Consider the following 18,979-nt stretch of genomic DNA (forward strand, 5'->3'; position numbering starts at 1 on the left):
GTTCAGGCGCCGAATGGTCGCAGGATCGGGCCCATATAAGAAGGCCGCCTTGCGGCGGCCTGTGTTGGCAGATGGAGGATTATTATTGGTGCGGCGTCAGTTGGTGTACACGGGGCCGACGCCCAGGCCCCAGACAATCACGGTGAAGGCCATGATCGCGACCAGCACCACCAGTCCCACCGCCAGGACCGAGCTGGAAAACAGGAAGCCTTCGTCAGACGGTATGTTCATGAAGGTCGGCAGGCCGACGTAGAGCAGGTACACGGTGTAGCAGATTGCCGCGGTGCCGATGATCATCCCCAGCCACATGTGTGGATACAGGGCCGCCAGGCCGCCGACGAACAGCGGAGTGGCGGTGTAGGTGGCAAAGGCCACGCAACGCGCCAGACTCGGGCTGGCATCATAGGTCCGGGCCATCCAGTGAATGAACGCGCCCATGACCGCCACACCGCAGAGCATGGCCAGGTACGACATGATGGTCATCCACAGGGCGCTTTCCATGGTCAGCATCACCGGCGCGCGGTTGCCGATGACCCAGCCGACCTGGGTGGTGCCGATAAAGGCCGAGACAGCGGGGATCGCCGCCAGAATCAGCGTGTGAGTGAGGTACATGTGGCTGATGCTTTCCTCGGCATCACCACGAATTTCTCGCCATTCCTGATCGGGGTGGGTGAAGAGTCCTACGACATGATGAATCATGGTCAGTCACTCCTTAAATGTTGCCATCGCCCCCCAACGGAGCGCTTACAGCCAAGTGGCGTAGTCAGTATAGGTCTATACGGGCGTGCGACCTTATGTCGCAGTATAGGAAGGAGTTTTCCTCGGATGTGCGCCGTTTTAGAGCAAATTGCGCTGTAAACCATTGGGCTAATCGCGGTCGTGTCTGTTGCCCCCGTCTGGCCGGATGGCATCTTGCGGCGCTTTCACGGGGCCGGGGTTTTGCTTAAAATGCTCGGCTTTTCGTCACACACCTCGCGGATTCCAAGCGCCATGGGCACTCTTACGGTCAACCAGAACAAACTGCAGAAACGCCTTCGCCGACAGGCGGGCGAAGCGGTCGCCGATTTCAACATGATCGAAGAGGGCGACAAGGTCATGGTCTGCCTGTCCGGCGGCAAGGACAGCTACACCATGCTCGACGTGCTGCTGCACCTGCAGAAGGTGGCGCCGATCAAGTTCGAGATCGTCGCGGTGAACATGGACCAGAAGCAGCCCGGCTTTCCCGAGCACGTGCTGCCGGCCTACCTCAAGGAATTGGGGATCGAGTACCACATCGTCGAGAAGGACACCTACTCGGTGGTCAAGGAACTGATCCCTGAAGGCAAGACCACCTGCTCGCTGTGCTCGCGTCTGCGTCGCGGCACCCTGTACACCTTCGCCGACCAGATCGGTGCCACCAAGATGGCCCTGGGTCACCACCGTGACGACATCGTCGAGACGTTCTTCCTCAACATGTTCTACAACGGTTCGCTCAAGGCCATGCCGCCCAAGCTGCTGGCCGACGACGGGCGCAACGTGGTGATTCGTCCGCTGGCCTACTGCAGCGAGAAAGACATCCAGGCCTATTCCGACCTCAAGCAGTTCCCGATCATTCCCTGCAACCTCTGCGGCTCCCAGGAGAACCTGCAGCGCCAGGTGGTCAAGGAGATGCTTCAGGAGTGGGAGCGCAAGAGCCCAGGGCGTACCGAGAGCATCTTCCGCGGTCTGCAGAACGTGATTCCGTCGCAACTGGCGGATCGCAACCTGTTCGACTTCACCAACCTGCGCATCGATGACAACGCCACGCCTCGTTTCGTCAATGTGGTGAACCTCTGATCCGCAATCGCTGAGCCAGGGTCGCGGCGTCCCCAGTCACGGGACGCCGTGGCCCTGGCTTCAGGCGCCTGGCACCCGCGGCACAAAGGCGATGCTGCCCTCTGCGGATTTCTTCGCCAGGCGCTCACCGTTGGTGGGCAGGGTGCGGATCAGCTGATGGTCGTTGCCCAGGTATTCCAGCATCAAGGGTCGATCCTTGTCCTGCTGCACGAATATCAGGGTGCGCTGAGGATCCCAGTGCTGGCCGCTGGTCTGGTCCAGCCAGGCCATGAAGTCGGCGCTAGTGCCGGTTCGAGGAAAATCCGCGGTTTGCGGCACGTAGTAGAAGGCATCTCCCTGGTTCTGCAGGTACATCGGCAATTTGTTGTCCACTTCCACCAGCACCATGCGCCATTGATTCCAGGGCGCGATCCGGCTGGCCTCGGTTTTCACCTGGGCGCCGAACTGCATCACTCCGCCACCGCCATTGCTCCAGGGATAAGCGACGCCCAGGACCAACAGCAGAATCACTGCCGCGCTGGCAAAGCCCAGGGTCCAGCGCCGATCGGCAGGTTTGCCGCTGGCGCGTTTTCGCTGCAGGTGCCGGTTCAGCCACCAGGCCCCCAATAGTTGGGCGAAGGGCACCAGCGGCAAGACGTAATAGCTGCGTCGGCTGCCGCTGGCGGTGAAGAACAGGAACAGCAGGCCCAGGGCCCAGACCAGCCAGCGCTCGTTGGGTTGCAACTGGCGCCAGTGGCGCACGGCAACCCACAGGCCGAGCAGCCAGCAGGGAACCCAGGGCAAGGTATAGGCCGGCAGGTAGATCAGGTAGGTATAGATCGGCCCCTGATGGTCGAAAGGGTCGAAAAAACGCACCACGTTTTCCCGAAACACCAGGTCCAGGCCGCTTTGGCTGTAGGTCGGTGTGCCGTACAGGTGCGAGAGCAGGAACGGCACCATGTACAGCAGGCCGGCCACCACCAGGGCCAGGCACAGGCGCAGATTCAGGTGGCGTTTCCAGCGGCCCTGGCTGAGCAGGTGAGGCAGCAGGACCAGTCCCGGCAAGACGAAGCCGATCAGCCCTTTGAGCAGCGATGTGGCCGCCAGCAGCAGGAAGAACACCGTGTAACGGCTCAGGCGGGTGTCGTCCGGATCTCGCCAGTACCACCAGACGGAAGCCAGGACCCCGCATACCGTGAGAATGTCGGCGGTGGCCACCCGCGCCCAGAACGCGAAGTAGAAGGTGGTGGCCAGCATCCAGCCGGCGATCAGGCCGGTGCCTTTGTGGAGCACTCGCTCACCGATCAGGTACACCAGCCAGATGCTCAGCCAGGCGGCGAGTACCGACGACAGGCGCAAGGACCAGTGATCCAGTCCGCCCATCAACCAGGCACTGGCGGTGATCAGCCAGTAGGACGGCAGGGGCTTGTCGTAATAAGGCATGCCTTTGAGGTACGGGTCGAAGTAATTGCCGCTCTGCAGCATCTGCAACGCAATGTTGGCCCAGCGGGTTTCCGGGCCCCACAACTCGCGGGAGCCCAGGCCCAGCAACAGGATCAGCGCCGATACGCTCAGGAGCAGGATCAGGGCCTTGCGCTCGCTGTGATCGAGATTCATAGACGGGTTTCCATGGAGTGACTCGAAAAGACTGCACGGGCCCAGAGGGCCGGACAGTTAGAAAAACGTCAGTGCCGAACGGCTCGACACTGACGCTGGCTGGCTTACGGGGCCGGTTACGGTTGGCTCTGCGGCACGATCAGGATCAGCAGGTTGCCCTCTTCATAGCGCTTGCCCCCCGGAGGCAGCAGTGCGATTTCCTCGTTCTCCACCACGTTCTTGACGCGCATGACCACGCCCACGGAGCCCTGCTTGCGAGCCTCGGTCATCCATTGTCCGACGTCGGCCATGCTCACCTTGCGTTGCTCCGAGTCTGGATAAGCCAGGCCGTATTTCAGTTCGCCCTCGGTGTTGTACAGCGACACCTGCGGACGTTGCAGGCGCCAGGCCAGGGCCGAGGCCGCACCCAGGTCATTGCTGAGCAGGGTCTTGGTCTGCTTGAGCTCTTGCAGATGTTCCTTGATGAACTGGTCGGGCATCTCGTTGTGCACGATCAGTCCGGGCATGCCGGCGGGCAGCAGCGCCACCAGCAGCCAGATGCCCAGTGCCGGGGCGGGCCAGTATTGCAGCGGCCTGGAGGCCGGCAGCAGGTTGGCGATGATCCAGCCCATCAGCATGATGAACACCAGGGACAGGCTGAGCATTTCGTTGTGGCCATAAACTGGCCGGGTGAGCTGGATCACCAGCAACGCCACCAGTGCCCCCACGCCGATCAGCAGATTGAGCAGGCTGTTGAGGCGAATGGCTCGACCCTGGCGGTTGCTGATGCGGTCGATCAGTGCATGACCCATGAGCACCGCCAACGGCAGCAGGCACGGCATGATGTAGGTCGGCAGCTTGCCCCGGCTCAGGCTGAAAAACACCAGCGGCAGCAGCAACCACAACAGCAGAAAACCGCTGTTGGCCTGGCGTTTGTCCTTCCAGGCCTGCATCAGTGTGCCGGGCAGCAGCAATGCCCAGGGCAGGCAGGAGACGACCAGCAGGGGCAGGTAGAACCACCAGGGACGGGTGTGTTGGGCGTTTTCGGCGGCAAAGCGCCGAATATGCTCATGCCAGAAGAAAAAGCGCCAGAAGTCCGGTTCGTGGGCGTGAACGCTGAGCACCCAGGGCAAGCTGATGCCGATGGCCACCAGGACCGCTACCAGCCCGTAGCGCAGCAGTTCGCCCAGGCGACGTTGCCAAAGCATATAGGGCAGGGCAATCAGTACCGGCAGCAGCCACGCCAGGAAGCCCTTGGTCATGAAGCCCATGCCGCAAGCCGCGCCGAGCACCGCCCAGGCCAGGAGGCGAGCGCGTGTGGTCTGGCTGTCCAGGGCGAACCACAGGGCCACCAGACTCAAGTTGACCCACAGGGTGAATTGCGGGTCGAGGTTGGAGTATCCGGCTTGCCCGGCAATCAGGCCGAAGCTCATGTACAGCAGCGCCGCCGCGAAGCTCTTGCGTGGATCGTTCCACATCCGGCGAGTGATGAGATAAGCCAGCAGCACGCTCAAACCGGTACTCAGGGCCGAGGCGATGCGCACCCCGAACAGGTTGTCGCCGAACACCGCCTGGCCGATGGCGATCATCCAGTAACCGGCAATGGGCTTTTCGAAGTAGCGGATACCCATGAAGTGCGGCGCGACCCAGTCGCCGCTGAGGAGCATTTCCTGGCTGATTTGCGCGTAGCGGGTTTCATCGGGAATCCACAGGCCATGGCTGGCCAGTGGCAGCAGGTAGAACAGGCTGAAGGCCAACAGCAGAAATGGCAACGCCCAACGCTTGATCATGCCGTTGCTACTCCCACGCACAGTGTTGCCTGAAGGTGTGGCGCTCGTTCCATAAGCCGGGTGGGTAAAGTGCGGTGCATTTCTGTCCTCGAAGTCAGGTACGGATTTCAACGTGCAAGTTGTGTTGCCGGGGCAGGTTGAGGGTCAGCGATGAAGGCATCTGCAAATCCCGTGAAACTCCGTGAGTTCTGCCCGGCTTTTAATAGCTGCATTTTTATAGCGGTTTTTATGTAAAAGGCACTGCTTTCTAATAGTGCAAGTTGCAATAAAGTCAATTAAATATGGGTCGTTAGTCTGCCGATTCGCTGAATGAAGTCTGTTGTGTTGTTGTCAAAAAAAGTTACAAATTGTTCGGCGCTTCTTTAAGTACTTGTGGCCAGCTCTTGGCGTTCAGTATTCCCAGTATTTGCAGTTTTCCGTTTGTACCGAGCGTCAGGAACAAGGAACTGGTGTACTCGGTGGCCAGGGCATGGGCGAAGCCCAGGCGGCTCTCCAGATCGCTGATGCAGCCGCTGTGGGTGACCAGGATCAGGTTGCGTCCCTGAAGCTTGTGGGCCTTTATATCGTTCTCGAAGTTGTCGGCGCAGTTCAACAACCAATCCTGAGTGCTGGTGGCCTGATTGAACATGGCCTGTGCGGTTTGCAGGGTGCGGGTCATGGGGCTGCTGATGACATCGGTACGGTCCATGCCGATGGTCCGGTAGGCCTTGCCCAGGTCGGTCGCGGTAGCACTGCCCAATCGGGTGATGCCATCTGCCGGGCCCAGGCAGGGGTTGGCCGATCGGTCACAGCGCTCGGCGTGGCGCACCAGGGCGATGACTTCTCCAGCCTTCCACTGTTGATAGATTCCGCTGTGTTGCATCTGATGATCGTCAGCGAGATCCAGAGGAGTCGCCGGCCAGAGTACAAAACCGCTTATCAGGGCGATCAGGGTAATAGTGACCGCGCTGATGATGATCTTTCCGGAGCGTCGAATGCGGGCGGTTTCAGCCCGGGGTCTGGTTTGTTTGATGTTGTGCACGTCGCTTACCTGAATCTATTTTTGAGAAATACTTTTAATTCGGGTTGGAACTAGTGTTCTGCAGCAGACCGACATGCGCACCGGCACCAGCGTAGTCACTGGCCTCCAACTTAAGGGAGTCCAGGTGTCGGATTGGTGAAAGCGATGTGAAAAAAACGAATGGCGCGGCGCGTGCCTGTTTAAGGCCAGACATTAATTGTTCAGCCTGTAGGCTTGAAAAAAACGTTATTACTCGCTAACCGACGGGCGCAGGGAACCTGTGCGTCGCGGTCATTTAACGCTGCTGTTTCAGGTGTCTATGACAAGCCGGTGAAACTTTAGCCTGAGAAAAAGAACGGCGTTGAAAAACTGCGAATCAGTTCAGCGTTCTGTCAGCCAAAGGAGGGACAGGGGCGATGCAAGACTGCTTCCAACCACTGTCCGTGGCTGAAGCAGTCAATAGGGAGGGGGGATCAGTGATTGACGGTGTAGGCCAGCATCGCCGACAGCTGGCACAGGGGGCGACCACTTTCCTCCTGCCACTGGTTGAACACCGCTTGCACCAGGGCCTGGTCACGTTTGCTACTGGGCACCTTGTCGATGATGTTCTGGGCATTGAGGGCGGCCACTACGTCCCAGGTGGGGATGAAGGTGTCCTTGCCCACCATGCGCAGGAAGCGTGGCGCCGACAGGCCGCCCATCTGGTTGCCGTGCTTGGCCAGGTACTGCCAGAGCCCGGTGATGTCCTGTACCGGCCAGTCAGCGATGAAGGCGCCGAAACTGCCGTGCTGCTTTTCCACGTCGAGGATCATCTGCGCGTTGCGCGGCACGCTCTTGAGCTTGCCCAGGTGACGAATGATTCGCGTGTCCTGCATCAGCCGCTCCAGATGTTCGGCGCCCATGAGCACCACCTTGTCCGGATCGAAGCCGAAGAACACCTGTTCGAATGCTGGCCATTTGGCGTCCACCAGGCTGTGTTTCAGCCCCGCGCGAAACACCCGCAAGGCCAGTGTCGACAGGTAGCGATCAGCGCTCAAGGCACGCAGATACTCGTTGCTTGCCGGGGTTGGCAATTGGGCTTCCAGGGCCGCGGCGGAACCGAAGCGGTTGAGACAGTATTCATTCAGCCATTTGTAATCGTGCATGCCTGCTCCTGGAGGGGCGGTCGGAGAGTCGGTTGAACAGGGTTGGGGTCTTGGGTGGCGCTGCAAGTTCCCCTGAACCGGGGAACTTGCGCCAGGTTCAAGCCGCGGTAGCGCCTTCGCCGGCGAGCCGGCGGTTGAGCTGGAAGCGCCAGCGCACGTAGAGCAGCGCCGAGGTGAACACCGCCAGGCTGGCGAACATTTCCAGCAGGCCGAACAGTTGGCGATTCGGATCATAGGCCGCCAGAGCGCCCTTGATGAAGTACAGGTTGACCACGAAGCACATCCACGCGTGTCCCCGGGCGCTGCCACTGAGCATGCCGGGCGCCATCAGCAGCAGGGGCACCAACTCGATCAGCAGGATCACCCAGGGCCGGGCACCGTGCAGGTCGGCCACCAGCAGGTAATACCCGCACAGCAGGCCCACCAGGCCGAAGAAACAAATCAGGCTGATGATCCGGGCCAGGCGCACCCGGGGTTCCAGCCATTGCACCGGCGGCAGGATCTTCGGCTTCTTAGCCACGGCCGTTCTCCAACTGCAGGGCGGTTTTTGCCAGGCGCAGGCCCAGGGCCCGGCACAGGGCGATTTCATGCTCGTCCAGCGGGCTCTTGCCGTCAGCCCCAGCATGATGGCTGGCCCCGTAAGGGGTGCCGCCGCCGCGGGTTTCCAGCAAGGCCGACTCGCTGTAGGGCAGGCCGGTGATCAGCATGCCGTGATGCAGCAGCGGCAACATCATCGACAGCAGGGTGGCTTCCTGGCCGCCGTGCAGGCTGGCGGTGGAGGTAAACACGCCGGCGGGCTTGCCCACCAGGGCGCCGGTCAGCCAGAGGTTGCTGGTGCCGTCGAGAAAGTACTTCAAGGGCGCCGCCATGTTGCCGAAGCGGGTCGGGCTGCCCAGGGCCAGGCCCGAGCAGTGCTTCAGGTCGTCGAGGCTGGCGTACAAGGCGCCACTGTCGGGGATGCTCGGCGCCACGGCTTCGCATTCGGTGGAAACTCCCGGGACGGTGCGCAGGCGGGCTTCCATGCCGGCCTGTTCGACACCGCGGGCGATCTGCCGGGCCATTTCGTTGGTCGAACCGTTGCGGCTGTAATAGAGGACCAGGATGTACGGCGCGCTCAAGGCAGAATCTCCAGCACATTTTCCGGTGGGCGACCGATGATGGCCTTGTCGGCGGTTTCGAGAATCGGCCGTTCCATGAGTTTCGGGTGCCCGGCGATGGCGGCAATCAATTGCTCTTCGCTGAGGCTGCTGTCGGCCAGGTTGAGCGCTGTGTACTCCTCCTCGCCGGTGCGCAGCAGTTGGCGCGCGCTGATGCCGAGCTTGCCCAGAAGACGTTGCAATTGGGCGGCATCCAGTGGGGTTTCCAGGTAGCGGACCACGGTCGGGGCTAGGCCGCGTTGTTCCAGGAGTTCCAGCGCACCGCGGGATTTCGAGCAGCGCGGGTTGTGATAAAGCGTCAGATCGGTCATGTGCGGGTCGCATCTTGCGTAAGGTGGCGGCTATTCTACCCGCGCGACGGGCTCTCCTGAACCTTGGGAGTCGATAGGTCGCAGCGACCCGAGGTCGGCAGCGTTATTCAAGGCATCTTTCAATACAGGAAACAGCGCATGGCAAGGCAATTGGCGGCGGCATTGGCGATCATCACAACCCTGCTGCTGGGCGGCTGTGGCAATGACTACGGGGTCGACCAATATGGCCACAAAGTCGCCGCCGAGCGTATCGACAAGCAGTGGCTGGTGCTCAACTACTGGGCGGAGTGGTGCGGCCCTTGCCGTACCGAGATCCCCGAGTTGAATGCCCTGAACGAGCAGCTCAAGGGCCAGTCGGCCACCGTGCTGGGGGTCAATTTCGACAATGTGCAGGGTGAAGAACTCAAGAGCGCCAGCGAGAAGCTGGGGATCAAGTTCACCGTGCTGGCGCAGAACCCGGCGGAACTCTTCGAACTGCCACGCAGCGAGGCGCTGCCGGTGACCTACATCATCGACGACAAGGGCAAGGTGCGTGAGCAGATGATGGGGGAGCAGACGGCCGCGGGCGTGCTGGCCAAGTTGCAGGCCCTGCGCGGGCATTGATGGTGCCTGGACTGTAGCGGCTGTCGCCGGCTGCGAAGGTCCTGAAGGAATGCAGGGGCCTGAAGCTCGCTGGAGATTCAGGCCCCCGGATGTTGTTCCTTGGGGAGCGGCTACAGGAACATCAGCCTTCTTCCTGCCACCAGCGCAACGGCTTGCCTTCGGCAGGCCAGAAACGCACTTGCTCGATCGGCGACACATCCCAGCGTTCGATGCTTTCCAGGGCCTGTAGAAAGCGGCGTTCCTGCTCCATCAAGGCCGGGGCACAGAGTTTGCGCGTGCTGCCGACCTTGCCGAAGCTGAGCTTCTCGCCGTCCAGGGTGTAAGGCGCGAACCAATGGTTGCAGCCGCCATTGCCATAGGCGCGGCCATCCTCGCCCAGGGTGATGGTCAGGTGGCTGTAATCGATCAGCGGACGCTCACCGATCCATTCCAGAACATAGCTGCGGTCCTGTTGCAGCTTCAGCGGCTCGGCGGCACAGCCCAACAGGCCGGCCCCCAGCGCCGCAGTCAGCATCAGGCGTTTCATTGGCCGGCCTGCTGGCATTTCGGGCAGCGGTGCTGCTCACCTTCGCTGCGCCAGCCAAGCTCGGCGATCCGCGCGCTGGCGGCGGGCTTCTGGGCCTTGTTGCCCAGCTTGGCATCCACCGCGAATTCGAAGTCGAGGGTGGCGGCGCAGCTGTCGCAGTTGACCTGCCACTGGTGAATCGCCAGTTCGCCGAATACCGGGCCGCGGGCCACGGCGACCCATTGGCCGACGGGATTGATCAGGTGGCGCACAGTTTCCACCGTCAGGCGCATGGACAGGTCCTTGCTGCCTTTGAGGGTGACCAGCAGCACGTCGTCGGTGCGGATGGAGCCACCGTTGCCGGTGACTTGATAGCGGCCCGGCACCAGTGCGCGGCATTCGATCAGGGTGTGTTGCGGGTTCATCAGGTTGTAGCGGAAATCGTGTTCGACCATGGGTCCTCCAAATCTGCCGCGTATGCTAGCACGGGCCCCTGCGCCGCAGGTTGCGGGCAGGCGACCTTCGATCAGCCCGCGCCGATGTCACCCCAAGACCTGATTCTGCGCTTGCCCTGCGGCCCAGCTGGCGATGTTGTGCAAGGTGGTTTCGGCGATGGCGGCCAGGGCTTCGTGGGTCAGGAAGGCCTGGTGCGCAGTCACAATCACGTTGGGGAAGGTCAGCAGCCGGGCCAGCACGTCGTCCTGCAGGGGCAGGTCGGAGCGGTCCTCGAAGAACAGTTGCGCCTCCTCTTCGTAGACATCCAGCCCCAGGTAGCCCAGTTGGCCGCTTTTCAGGGCGTCGATCAGCGCCGGGGTATCCACCAGGCCGCCGCGCCCGGTATTGATCAGCATTGCCCCAGGCTGCATGTGGGCCAGCGTTTCCTGGTTGATCAGGTAGCGACTGTGGTCATTGAGCGGGCAATGCAGGCTGATGATCTGCGCCTGGGCCAGCAGTTGCGGCAGCTCCAGATAACGGGCGCCGAGGGCTTCGACGGCCGGATTGGGGAAGGGGTCGTAAGCCAGCAGCTGGCAACCAAAACCGGCCATGATCCGGGCGAAGGTGGCGCCGATCTGCCCGGTGCCGACAATGCCCACGGTCTTGCCCACCAGGTCGAAGCCGGTCAGGCCGTGCAGGGTGAAGTCGCCCTCGCGGGTGCGGTTGTAGGCGCGATGCAGGCGCCGGTTCAGCGCCAGGATCAGCGCCACCGCATGCTCGGCCACTGCATGCGGGGAATAGGCCGGGACCCGCACCACCTCCAGGCCCAGGCGCTGCGCCGCAGGCAGGTCGACGTGGTTGTAGCCGGCCGAGCGCAGGGCGATCAGGCGGGTGCCGCCGGCGGCCAGTTGTTCCAGTACCGGGGCGCTCAGGTCGTCGTTGATGAAGGCGCAGACCACTTCATGGCGTTCGGCCAGGGCCACGGTGTCCAGGCTCAGGCGGGCTGCCTGGAACTGCAGTTCGATACCCGCCGGCAGGCTGGCGCCGAGAAAACTCTCACGGTCGTAGTTCTGACTGCTGAATAGAATCGTGCGCATGCTTGCATCCTTGTTCGGGGCGCCCAGCATGCCTGCCGGGCACTGTTCGGGTCTTGCCCTGGGTCAGGCGTTGATCCGCGCTTCGGCGGCCAGGCGACCGATTGCGTGGTCCAGCTCGTCAAGGGCGGCAAAGGCCTTGGCGTCCTCCTGTTTGAGCAGGGTTTCGCTGCGTTGGCAGGCGGCACGCAACTGCGGTACTCCGCAATAACGAGTGGCGCCGTGCAGGCGGTGCACTCGCTCGATCAAGGCACTGTGGTCGTTGGCCGCCCGGGCGGCTTTGATCGCCTCGCGATCGGCTTCCAGGGATGCCAGCAACATGGCCAGCATGTCCGCTGCCAGATCGGCCTTGCCGGCGGCCAGGCGCAGGCCTTCGTCCTGATCCAGCACTTGCAGTTCCAGGCTCACTTCAGCGCGCTCGCTGGCCCGTTCCGGGCCCTGGTTGCGCAGCGCCAGGCCGGTCCATTTCAGCACCACCTGGGCCAGTTGCCGTTCGCTGATGGGCTTGGTCAGGTAGTCGTCCATGCCGCTTTGCAGCAGGGCGCGCTTTTCGTTGGCCATGGCGTGGGCGGTCAGGGCGACGATCGGCAGCGGCGTCCCATGGCGCTCGCTTTCCCATTGGCGGATCGCCTCGGTACTTTGTCGACCGTCCATGCCGGGCATCTGCACGTCCATCATCACCAGATCGAAAGGCTCGTTCTGGATCGCGTTCAGCGCGGCGTACCCGTTGTCCACCGCCAGCACCTTGGCGCCCATGTCTTCCAGCAAGGTCTGGATCAGCAGCAGGTTGGCCGGGTTGTCATCGACACACAGCACCCGTGGCGCGCGGCTGGAGAGGGTTTCCTCCGGCTCGCTGCGGGGCCGGCGCGGGGTGACCAGATCGGACAGGGCCCGGCGCAGTTTGCGGGTGCAGGCCGGCTTGGCCTGCAACTGGCTGTGGGGATTGGGCACCGAGAGGTGGAACAGCGTCTGTTCGGTGGTCGGGCACAGCACCAGGACCTTGCAGCCCAGATGCTCCAGGTCCCAGATATGCTGGCTCAGGCGCTCGGGAGACATGTCGTTGCTGGTGATGCCCAGTACCGCCAGGTCAATCGCCTGATCGCTCTGGTGCACCCCGGTAATGCCGTTGGTCAGGGCTTCCAGGGTATTGAACGGGGTCACCTCCAGGCCGCAGTCTTCCAACTGGTGCTGCAGGGCCTGGCGGGCCAGTTCGTGATTTTCCAGGACCGCCACCCGTCGTCCCAGCAGCGGCGGGCCGGGCAGGTCCTCGGCGTCGTCGCGGGTCTTGGGCAGGTTGAGGCTGATCCAGAACTCCGAGCCCTCACCCGGGGTACTGTCGACCCCGATCTCGCCGCCCATCTGTTCGATCAGGCGCTTGGAGATCACCAGCCCCAGGCCAGTGCCGCCGGGTTGGCGCGACAGCGAGTTGTCGGCCTGGCTGAAGGCCTGGAACAGGGCGCGTACATCCTGGTTCGACAGGCCGATGCCGGTGTCCTGGATGCTGATGCGCAGCTGCACGCTGTCTTCGTGCTCTTCTTCCAGCATGGCCCGGGCGACGATGGTGCCTTCACGGGTGAACTTGATGGCGTTGCTCACCAGGTTGGTGAGGATCTGCTTGAGTCGCAGCGGGTCACCGACCAGCGACAGCGGCGTGTCGCGGTAGACCAGGCTCACCAGTTCCAGCTGCTTGGCGTGGGCGGCCGGGGCGAGGATGGTCAGGGTGTCCTGCAGCAAGTCCCGCAGGTTGAACGGGATGCTGTCGAGCACCAGCTTGCCGGCTTCGATTTTCGAGAAGTCGAGGATCTCGTTGATGATCCCCAGCAAGCTGTCGGCGGATTTTTCGATGGTGCCCAGGTAATCCAGCTGGCGCGGCGTCAGCTCGCTTTTCTGCAGCAGGTGGGTGAAGCCGAGAATGCCGTTGAGGGGTGTACGGATTTCATGGCTCATGTTGGCCAGGAACTCCGACTTGATCCGGCTGGCTTCCAGGGCTTCCTTGCGCGCCAGATCCAGTTCGATGTTCTGGATCTCGATGGTTTCCAGGTTCTGGCGCACGTCTTCGGTGGCCTGGTCGATGCTGTGCTGCAGTTCTTCCTGGGCGTTCTGCAGGGTGCTGGCCATGCGATTGATGCCGGAGGCCAGTTCATCCAGCTCGTGGCTGCCCAAGGGTGGCAGGCGGGTTTCCAGGTTGCCGTCCTTGAGTTGCGCCACCGCCTGCTTGATCTGGGTCAGCGGGTTGTTGATGGTGCGGCCCATGCGCACCGCCAGCAGGGCAGTACCGGCCAGGCCGGCGGCAATCAACAGCAGGCTGGCGAACAGGCTGCGGTAGCCGCGCAGCAGCATGCCGCTGTGGGACAGCTTCAGTTCCACCCAGCCCAGCAGGCGGTCGGACTCATCGGGGATCAGGTCGCCGGCGAGGTTGCGATGGTGGCCGAAGACCGGCAGTTGGTAGCGGGTCGCGTCATTGCCGCTGCGTTGCATCAGCTGCGTGCCGTTGCCGCTGAGTGGCGGGTTGAGCATGCTCGGTCCCGCATGGGCCACCAGCGTGCGATCCGGGGCCAGGAACGACACCGCGCGCACGTCCTGTTGTTCCAGGGCCTGGGTGGCGATGCGTTCGAGCATCTGCGCGTTATGGTTGCCCATCGCCGGAGCCACCAGCGAGGCCAGTTGTTCGGCAATCATTTCGCCGCGCTGCAGGAGCTGGGCCTGCAGTTCCGAGAGCTGCATCCAGGTGAAATAACCGCCCAGCACCAGGGCCATGAGGCTGGTGGGCAACAAGGTCAGCAACAGTACGCGGCCTTTGATTCCCAGTTTCTTGAGCACGCCACTCTCCTGCTTCCACGCGGTTTTGAAAGGTCTACGGGCACGTCCGTGATGCGCCACCCGCGCAGTGTAACGATTTGCCGAAGGCTGATCTTGGCAAATTGCGCACTGGCGGTCGCGGCTGGAATGCCTGCGGCCAGGTTGCGACCAAGGCATTGGTTGCCGTGCTCCGGGCAATCTTGAATAATCGCCCAACTGAGAATGACTTGCAGAAGCTAATGACTCCCGAAGCTGTTGAGCCTCCCCGTATCCTGAGCATTGAAGATGACCCGGTGCTTGGCGCCTATGTGCACGAGCAACTGGGGCGCTGCGGCTTCGCCGTGACTTGGTGCCGCAACGGCCAGGAAGGCTTGGGGATCGCCCGCAGCCAGAGCTTCGATGTGGTGCTGATGGACATCCTGCTGCCTGGCATGGATGGGCTTACCCTGCTGACCCGCTTGCGCCAGAGTCATTCCACGCCGGTGCTGTTGATGTCGGCCCTGGGGGCGGAGGCCGATCGCATCAGCGGTTTTCGCCTCGGCGCCGATGACTATTTGCCCAAGCCCTTCAGCCTGGCCGAGTTGCAGGTGCGCATCGAGGCGATCCTGCGCCGGGTGGCCCTGGACCGGCGGCCGATGTTGCCGCTGCCGAGCAGCAATGTGCAGAGCCTGAGTTTCGACGACGAGCTGTGCGATGTGCTGTTTGCCGGGCAGTGGGCCGGGTTGACCCGCAGCGAATATCGCCTGCTGGAAACCCTGCATCGCAACGTCGATGAGGTGCTGAGCAAGGCCTTCCTTTACCAGCATGTCCTGCAGCGCGGCTATGCGGCCCATGACCGCAGCCTGGACATGCACGTCAGCCAGATTCGCCGCAAGCTCAAGACACTGGGCTACAGCGAGCGGGAGTTGCGCACCGTGTGGGGCAAGGGCTACGTCTTGAGTGCCGCCGATGAGCTGGCCTGAACTGCCCGGCCGGCATTCGCTGTTCTGGAAACTGGCCTGCCTGCTGCTGGCTTTCTGTCTGCTGATGATCTGGCTGAGCTGGTCCTGGGGGCGCTATGTGGAGCAGAGGAACCTGTACCTGTCCGATGACGCCCGGGCCACCTTGGAGCATTACGCCGTTGAGGCCGAGCAAGCCTGGAACAGCGGCCAGAGTGCCGGTGTCGATGCCTGGCTTGCGCAAATGGCCGGTCGTGAGCAGACCTGGGTCGGCGTCATCGGCAGCGACCTGCAATCGCTGAGCAGTCAGTCTCTGACCGCGGCCGAGGCCCAGCGCCTGACCTCTCTGCGCGGTGCGCACTGGCCGGTGAGCCGACATGGCCGTGGTCTGCCTTGGCTGAAAATCCCATTCCCCAAAGATCCCTCTCTGGGCAGCCTGGTGATCGAGTTGCCACAGCGCTTCATGCCCGGGCGCTATCGGGTGTTCTGGCAGGTGATCACCAATGGTGTGATCCCCGGCCTGTTCACGCTTTTGCTGTGTGTCGGCCTGTACCGTTTGCTGGTGGTACCGCTCAACCAGCTGCGCGAGCAGGCCAACGCCTGGCGGGCCGGGCAGCTGAATGTGCGTCTGTCCAGCGAGACTACTGAGCGCAAGGATGAGTTGGGAGAGCTGGGGCGGGCCTTCGATCAGATGTCCGAACGCTTGCAGAGCACCGTGGCAGTGCAGCAGCAATTGCTGCGCGATCTGTCCCACGAGTTGCGCACGCCCCTGAGTCGCCTGCGGGTGGCTTGTGACAGCGAGCAGAACCTGGGGGCGCTGCGCGAGCGCCTGGCCCGGGAGGTCGATGGCATGCAGCGCCTGGTGGAAGACAGCCTGCAACTGGCCTGGCTGGATACTGAACGCGGGCCATTGCCTGCGGAGCAGATCCAGGTCCAGGCACTGTGGGAGATGCTCAGCGAGAACGCCTGCTTCGAAAGCGGCTGGTCGGCGGCGCAGTTGTGCTGTGAACTGGACGCCGATTGCTGGGTGCGCGGCCATCTCAATACCCTGGCCCAGGCCCTGGAAAACATCCTGCGCAATGCCATCCGTCATTCCCCGGCCGGCGCGCGAATTACCCTGGCCGGACAACGGGATGGCGAGTATTGGCACCTGTGGCTGGACGACCAGGGGCCTGGCGTGGCCGAAGAGGATCTGGAGCGGATCTTCGCGCCGTTCATCCGTCTGGATGGATCGCGGCCGGGGGATGGCGGCTTCGGCCTGGGCCTGAGCATCGCGCGCAATGCGGTGGTGCGCCAGGGCGGGCAGTTGTGGGCGCAGAACCGGGAGCGTGGCTTGCGTCTGCATCTGCGCTTGCCGGGAGCCTGAGCGCGGGCCCTGGCCGGCCTTAGATCAATAAGCCATAAGTCCCGCACTTTGCGTGATATGGCGCTTGGACGTTTGCCGGTATGATAGGCGCCCCCGCAGTCTGGATTGCGAATACGCCATGACCTTGCAGTACCCCACCATCGCCGATTGCGTCGGCAACACCCCGCTGGTTCGTTTGCAGCGCCTGCCTGGCGCCACCAGCAATACCTTGCTGCTCAAGCTTGAGGGCAATAACCCGGCGGGCTCGGTCAAGGACCGTCCGGCACTGTCGATGATCACGCGCGCCGAACTGCGCGGGCAGATCCAGGCCGGCGATACCCTGATCGAAGCGACCTCCGGTAATACCGGCATCGCCCTGGCCATGGCTGCGGCGATCAAGGGCTACAAGATGATCCTGATCATGCCCGACAACTCCAGCGCCGAGCGCAAGGCGGCGATGACCGCCTATGGCGCCGAGTTGATTCTGGTCAGCCAGGAAGAGGGCATGGAAGGCGCCCGCGACCTGGCCGAACGCATGCAGGCCGAAGGCCGTGGCAAGGTGCTCGATCAGTTCGCCAACGGCGACAATCCCGAGGCCCACTACACCGGCACCGGTCCGGAAATCTGGCGCCAGACCCAGGGCAGCATCACCCACTTCATCAGCTCGATGGGCACCACCGGCACAATCATGGGCACTTCGCGCTATTTGAAAGAGCAGAACCCCGAGGTGCAGATCATTGGTCTGCAACCCATGGAGGGTTCGGCCATTCCCGGCATTCGCCGCTGGCCCGAGCAATACCTGCCGAAGATCTATCAGGCCAGTCGAGTCGACCGGATCGTCGACATGGCCCAGAGCGAAGCTGAAGACGTGACCCGCCGCCTGGCCCGGGAAGAGGGCATCTTCTGCGGCGTGTCTTCCGGTGGTGCGGTGGCAGCGATGCTGCGCCTGTCCCGGGAAGTGGAAAACGCGGTCATGGTCGCGATCATCTGTGACCGTGGCGATCGTTACCTGTCGACCGGCATCTTCGATGCGCCCAACTGATGGCTAAGCACGAGAGAGGCCTGCGCTTCCAGCCAGCGGGCGGCAGTCGGGCCCCACAGATTCCGGTGGGCAAGAAGCAGCGCTTGAACATCCAGCGTCTGGCCAACGACGGTCGTGGCATCGCCTTTGTCGAAGGGCGCACCTGGTTCGTCAGCGGCGCCCTGGCCGGTGAGGAAGTCGAGGCACGGGTATTGGGCAGTCATGGCAAGGTGGTGGAGGCCCGTACCGAGCGCATCTTCAACGCCAGTGAGCTGCGCCGCCCGGCAGCCTGTGCCCACGCCGGGCGTTGCGGCGGTTGCAGCGTGCAGCACCTGCCCCACGCCGAACAGCTTGCCCTGAAACAGCGCATGCTCGCCGAGCAGTTGTCCAAGGTTGCGGGGGTCGAGCCCGAGGCTTGGGCAGCGCCCTTGAGCGGTCCGGAGTTCGGCTATCGACGCCGCGCCCGGGTGGCGGTGCGTTGGGACGCCAAGGGCAAGCAGCTGGAAGTGGGATTTCGTGCCGCCGGCAGCCAGGACATTGTCGCCATCGACGATTGCCCGGTGCTGGTACTGGCCTTGCAACCCATCATGAGCCGCTTGCCGGCCATGTTGCGGCGCCTGAGCAAGCCCCAGGCGCTGGGGCATGTCGAGTTGTTCAGCGGTTCGGCCCTGGCCCTGCTGTTGCGGCACATGGCGCCACTGTCCGAAAGCGACCTTTCGATCCTCAAGGACTTCTGCGATTTCCACCAGGCGCAACTGTGGCTGCACGGTGAAGGCGAGCCACAACCCTTTGATCCATTGCAGTCGCTGGGCTACCGCCTGGAGACTTGGGATCTGCACCTGGCGTATCGACCCGGGGACTTCGTCCAGGTCAATGCCGGGGTCAACGAGGCGATGGTGGCCCAGGCTCTGGAATGGCTGGCGCCGCAACCTCAGGAGCGGGTGCTGGATCTGTTCTGCGGCCTGGGCAACTTTGCCCTGCCGCTGGCCCGGCAGGTGCGGGAAGTGGTGGCGGTGGAAGGCGTGGCGGCCATGGTGGCGCGTGCCGCTGACAACGCCGCTAGCAACAATTTGCATAACACGCGCTTTTTTCAAGCCGATTTATCCCAGCCTCTGAGCGCTGCCGAGTGGGTTGATGAAGGCTTTTCTGCGGTACTCTTGGACCCACCCCGTGACGGTGCTTTCGAGGTGGTTCGCCACTTGGCGAGCCTGGGCGCCAAGCGGCTGGTTTACGTGTCATGCAATCCGGCAACTCTGGCCCGTGACACGGTCGAATTGATCAAGCAGGGCTACAAGTTAAAACGTGCCGGGATCCTCGATATGTTTCCTCAGACGGCGCATGTCGAGGCCATGGCGTTATTCGAAGCGAGCTAGGATGGCTTGTCTAATCCGACTGATCCTTCAGGTGTGGTTCGCTGGCCCCGCGAGCTGCCCCTGAGCGTTGAGG

General features: G+C 62.8%; 18 protein-coding genes. 6 read left to right on the forward strand and 12 right to left on the reverse strand.

Going from position 1 to position 18,979, the window contains the following annotated elements:
• Positions 1 to 96: 96 nt before the first annotated feature.
• Positions 97 to 699, reverse strand: a complete 603-nt coding sequence (locus DNK59_RS25855) for a Yip1 family protein (protein ID WP_016967577.1) — start codon at positions 697 to 699, stop codon at positions 97 to 99.
• Positions 700 to 990: 291 nt separating this feature from the next.
• Here DNK59_RS25855 and ttcA point away from each other — a divergent pair, with 291 nt between their 5' ends.
• Positions 991 to 1,815 carry a tRNA 2-thiocytidine(32) synthetase TtcA gene (gene ttcA / locus DNK59_RS25860; protein ID WP_092311700.1) on the forward strand — a complete coding sequence of 275 codons (825 nt, stop codon included), beginning with the start codon at positions 991 to 993 and terminating at the stop codon, positions 1,813 to 1,815.
• 60 nt (positions 1,816 to 1,875) lie between these two features.
• Here the strand turns inward: ttcA and DNK59_RS25865 are convergent, their stop codons facing one another.
• The 7 genes from DNK59_RS25865 to arsC all read right to left on the reverse strand — a co-directional run bounded on the left by DNK59_RS25865 (position 1,876) and on the right by arsC (position 8,793).
• Positions 1,876 to 3,411, reverse strand: coding sequence for a glycosyltransferase family 39 protein (locus tag DNK59_RS25865; protein WP_110725080.1), 1,536 nt, complete (start codon positions 3,409 to 3,411; stop codon positions 1,876 to 1,878).
• Positions 3,412 to 3,527: 116 nt separating this feature from the next.
• Positions 3,528 to 5,180, reverse strand: coding sequence for a lipid IV(A) 4-amino-4-deoxy-L-arabinosyltransferase (gene arnT / locus DNK59_RS25870; protein ID WP_110725081.1), 1,653 nt, complete (start codon positions 5,178 to 5,180; stop codon positions 3,528 to 3,530).
• 340 nt (positions 5,181 to 5,520) lie between these two features.
• The gene (locus DNK59_RS25875; protein WP_110725179.1) at positions 5,521 to 6,042 is read right to left on the reverse strand and encodes a histidine phosphatase family protein; all 522 of its coding nucleotides are present in this window, start codon (positions 6,040 to 6,042) and stop codon (positions 5,521 to 5,523) included.
• Between the two features lie 611 nt (positions 6,043 to 6,653).
• Positions 6,654 to 7,325, reverse strand: coding sequence for a DNA-3-methyladenine glycosylase I (locus tag DNK59_RS25880; RefSeq protein ID WP_092311709.1), 672 nt, complete (start codon positions 7,323 to 7,325; stop codon positions 6,654 to 6,656).
• A 97-nt stretch (positions 7,326 to 7,422) separates the two neighbouring features.
• Entirely contained in the window at positions 7,423 to 7,845 is a 423-nt protein-coding gene (locus DNK59_RS25885) for a DUF2069 domain-containing protein (protein ID WP_110725082.1), read from the reverse strand.
• Complete coding sequence (gene wrbA, locus DNK59_RS25890; RefSeq protein WP_016965678.1) at positions 7,838 to 8,443, reverse strand: NAD(P)H:quinone oxidoreductase; 606 nt, start codon at positions 8,441 to 8,443, stop codon at positions 7,838 to 7,840. Before wrbA ends, DNK59_RS25885 begins: the two co-directional genes overlap by 8 nt.
• Entirely contained in the window at positions 8,440 to 8,793 is a 354-nt protein-coding gene (arsC, locus tag DNK59_RS25895) for an arsenate reductase (glutaredoxin) (RefSeq protein WP_092311717.1), read from the reverse strand. The genes wrbA and arsC overlap by 4 nt, the downstream gene beginning before the upstream one ends.
• Before the next feature lie 138 nt (positions 8,794 to 8,931).
• Here arsC and DNK59_RS25900 point away from each other — a divergent pair, with 138 nt between their 5' ends.
• Complete coding sequence (locus DNK59_RS25900; RefSeq protein ID WP_092311720.1) at positions 8,932 to 9,396, forward strand: TlpA disulfide reductase family protein; 465 nt, start codon at positions 8,932 to 8,934, stop codon at positions 9,394 to 9,396.
• A gap of 121 nt (positions 9,397 to 9,517) precedes the next feature.
• Here the strand turns inward: DNK59_RS25900 and DNK59_RS25905 are convergent, their stop codons facing one another.
• From DNK59_RS25905 to DNK59_RS25920, 4 genes are all read right to left on the reverse strand, one after another.
• On the reverse strand, positions 9,518 to 9,922 hold the full coding sequence (locus DNK59_RS25905; RefSeq protein WP_110725083.1) for an META domain-containing protein: 405 nt from the start codon (positions 9,920 to 9,922) through the stop codon (positions 9,518 to 9,520).
• Positions 9,919 to 10,356, reverse strand: coding sequence for a hypothetical protein (locus DNK59_RS25910; protein ID WP_092311726.1), 438 nt, complete (start codon positions 10,354 to 10,356; stop codon positions 9,919 to 9,921). Before DNK59_RS25910 ends, DNK59_RS25905 begins: the two co-directional genes overlap by 4 nt.
• Positions 10,357 to 10,443: 87 nt before the next feature.
• A complete protein-coding gene (locus DNK59_RS25915; RefSeq protein WP_092311728.1) occupies positions 10,444 to 11,433 on the reverse strand; it encodes a 2-hydroxyacid dehydrogenase in 990 nt (329 codons plus the stop codon).
• A gap of 63 nt (positions 11,434 to 11,496) precedes the next feature.
• Positions 11,497 to 14,250: a response regulator gene (locus DNK59_RS25920; protein WP_110725084.1), complete on the reverse strand. Its 2,754-nt coding sequence runs from the start codon at positions 14,248 to 14,250 to the stop codon at positions 11,497 to 11,499.
• A gap of 218 nt (positions 14,251 to 14,468) precedes the next feature.
• On the opposite strand from DNK59_RS25920, the gene DNK59_RS25925 reads away from it, so the two are divergent.
• The 4 genes from DNK59_RS25925 (at position 14,469) to rlmD (ending at position 18,906) form a co-directional block, all read left to right on the forward strand.
• Complete coding sequence (locus DNK59_RS25925) at positions 14,469 to 15,191, forward strand: response regulator transcription factor (RefSeq protein ID WP_110725085.1); 723 nt, start codon at positions 14,469 to 14,471, stop codon at positions 15,189 to 15,191.
• Complete coding sequence (locus DNK59_RS25930) at positions 15,178 to 16,533, forward strand: sensor histidine kinase (protein ID WP_110725086.1); 1,356 nt, start codon at positions 15,178 to 15,180, stop codon at positions 16,531 to 16,533. Before DNK59_RS25925 ends, DNK59_RS25930 begins: the two co-directional genes overlap by 14 nt.
• Positions 16,534 to 16,651: 118 nt before the next feature.
• Complete coding sequence (gene cysM / locus DNK59_RS25935) at positions 16,652 to 17,554, forward strand: cysteine synthase CysM (RefSeq protein WP_060840551.1); 903 nt, start codon at positions 16,652 to 16,654, stop codon at positions 17,552 to 17,554.
• Positions 17,554 to 18,906 (forward strand): 23S rRNA (uracil(1939)-C(5))-methyltransferase RlmD, encoded by a 1,353-nt coding sequence (gene rlmD, locus DNK59_RS25940; protein WP_110725087.1) that lies wholly within the window; start codon positions 17,554 to 17,556, stop codon positions 18,904 to 18,906. The genes cysM and rlmD overlap by 1 nt, the downstream gene beginning before the upstream one ends.
• Positions 18,907 to 18,979: the final 73 nt, after the last annotated feature.

Source organism: Pseudomonas sp. TKO26 (genome assembly GCF_003225665.1).
Classification (GTDB): Bacteria; Pseudomonadota; Gammaproteobacteria; order Pseudomonadales; family Pseudomonadaceae; genus Aquipseudomonas; species Aquipseudomonas saponiphila.

Coding starts and splice junctions, on each gene's coding strand:
- cysM (WP_060840551.1), top strand. CDS start 16,652: ATGACCTTGCAGTACCCCACCATCGCCGATTGCGTCGGCAACACCCCG.
- ttcA (WP_092311700.1), top strand. CDS start 991: ATGGGCACTCTTACGGTCAACCAGAACAAACTGCAGAAACGCCTTCGC.
- DNK59_RS25910 (WP_092311726.1), bottom strand. CDS start 10,356: ATGGTCGAACACGATTTCCGCTACAACCTGATGAACCCGCAACACACC.
- DNK59_RS25915 (WP_092311728.1), bottom strand. CDS start 11,433: ATGCGCACGATTCTATTCAGCAGTCAGAACTACGACCGTGAGAGTTTT.
- arnT (WP_110725081.1), bottom strand. CDS start 5,180: ATGATCAAGCGTTGGGCGTTGCCATTTCTGCTGTTGGCCTTCAGCCTG.
- DNK59_RS25900 (WP_092311720.1), top strand. CDS start 8,932: ATGGCAAGGCAATTGGCGGCGGCATTGGCGATCATCACAACCCTGCTG.
- DNK59_RS25925 (WP_110725085.1), top strand. CDS start 14,469: ATGACTCCCGAAGCTGTTGAGCCTCCCCGTATCCTGAGCATTGAAGAT.
- rlmD (WP_110725087.1), top strand. CDS start 17,554: ATGGCTAAGCACGAGAGAGGCCTGCGCTTCCAGCCAGCGGGCGGCAGT.
- DNK59_RS25930 (WP_110725086.1), top strand. CDS start 15,178: ATGAGCTGGCCTGAACTGCCCGGCCGGCATTCGCTGTTCTGGAAACTG.
- DNK59_RS25875 (WP_110725179.1), bottom strand. CDS start 6,042: ATGCAACACAGCGGAATCTATCAACAGTGGAAGGCTGGAGAAGTCATC.
- DNK59_RS25880 (WP_092311709.1), bottom strand. CDS start 7,325: ATGCACGATTACAAATGGCTGAATGAATACTGTCTCAACCGCTTCGGT.
- DNK59_RS25865 (WP_110725080.1), bottom strand. CDS start 3,411: ATGAATCTCGATCACAGCGAGCGCAAGGCCCTGATCCTGCTCCTGAGC.
- DNK59_RS25855 (WP_016967577.1), bottom strand. CDS start 699: ATGATTCATCATGTCGTAGGACTCTTCACCCACCCCGATCAGGAATGG.
- arsC (WP_092311717.1), bottom strand. CDS start 8,793: ATGACCGATCTGACGCTTTATCACAACCCGCGCTGCTCGAAATCCCGC.
- DNK59_RS25905 (WP_110725083.1), bottom strand. CDS start 9,922: ATGAAACGCCTGATGCTGACTGCGGCGCTGGGGGCCGGCCTGTTGGGC.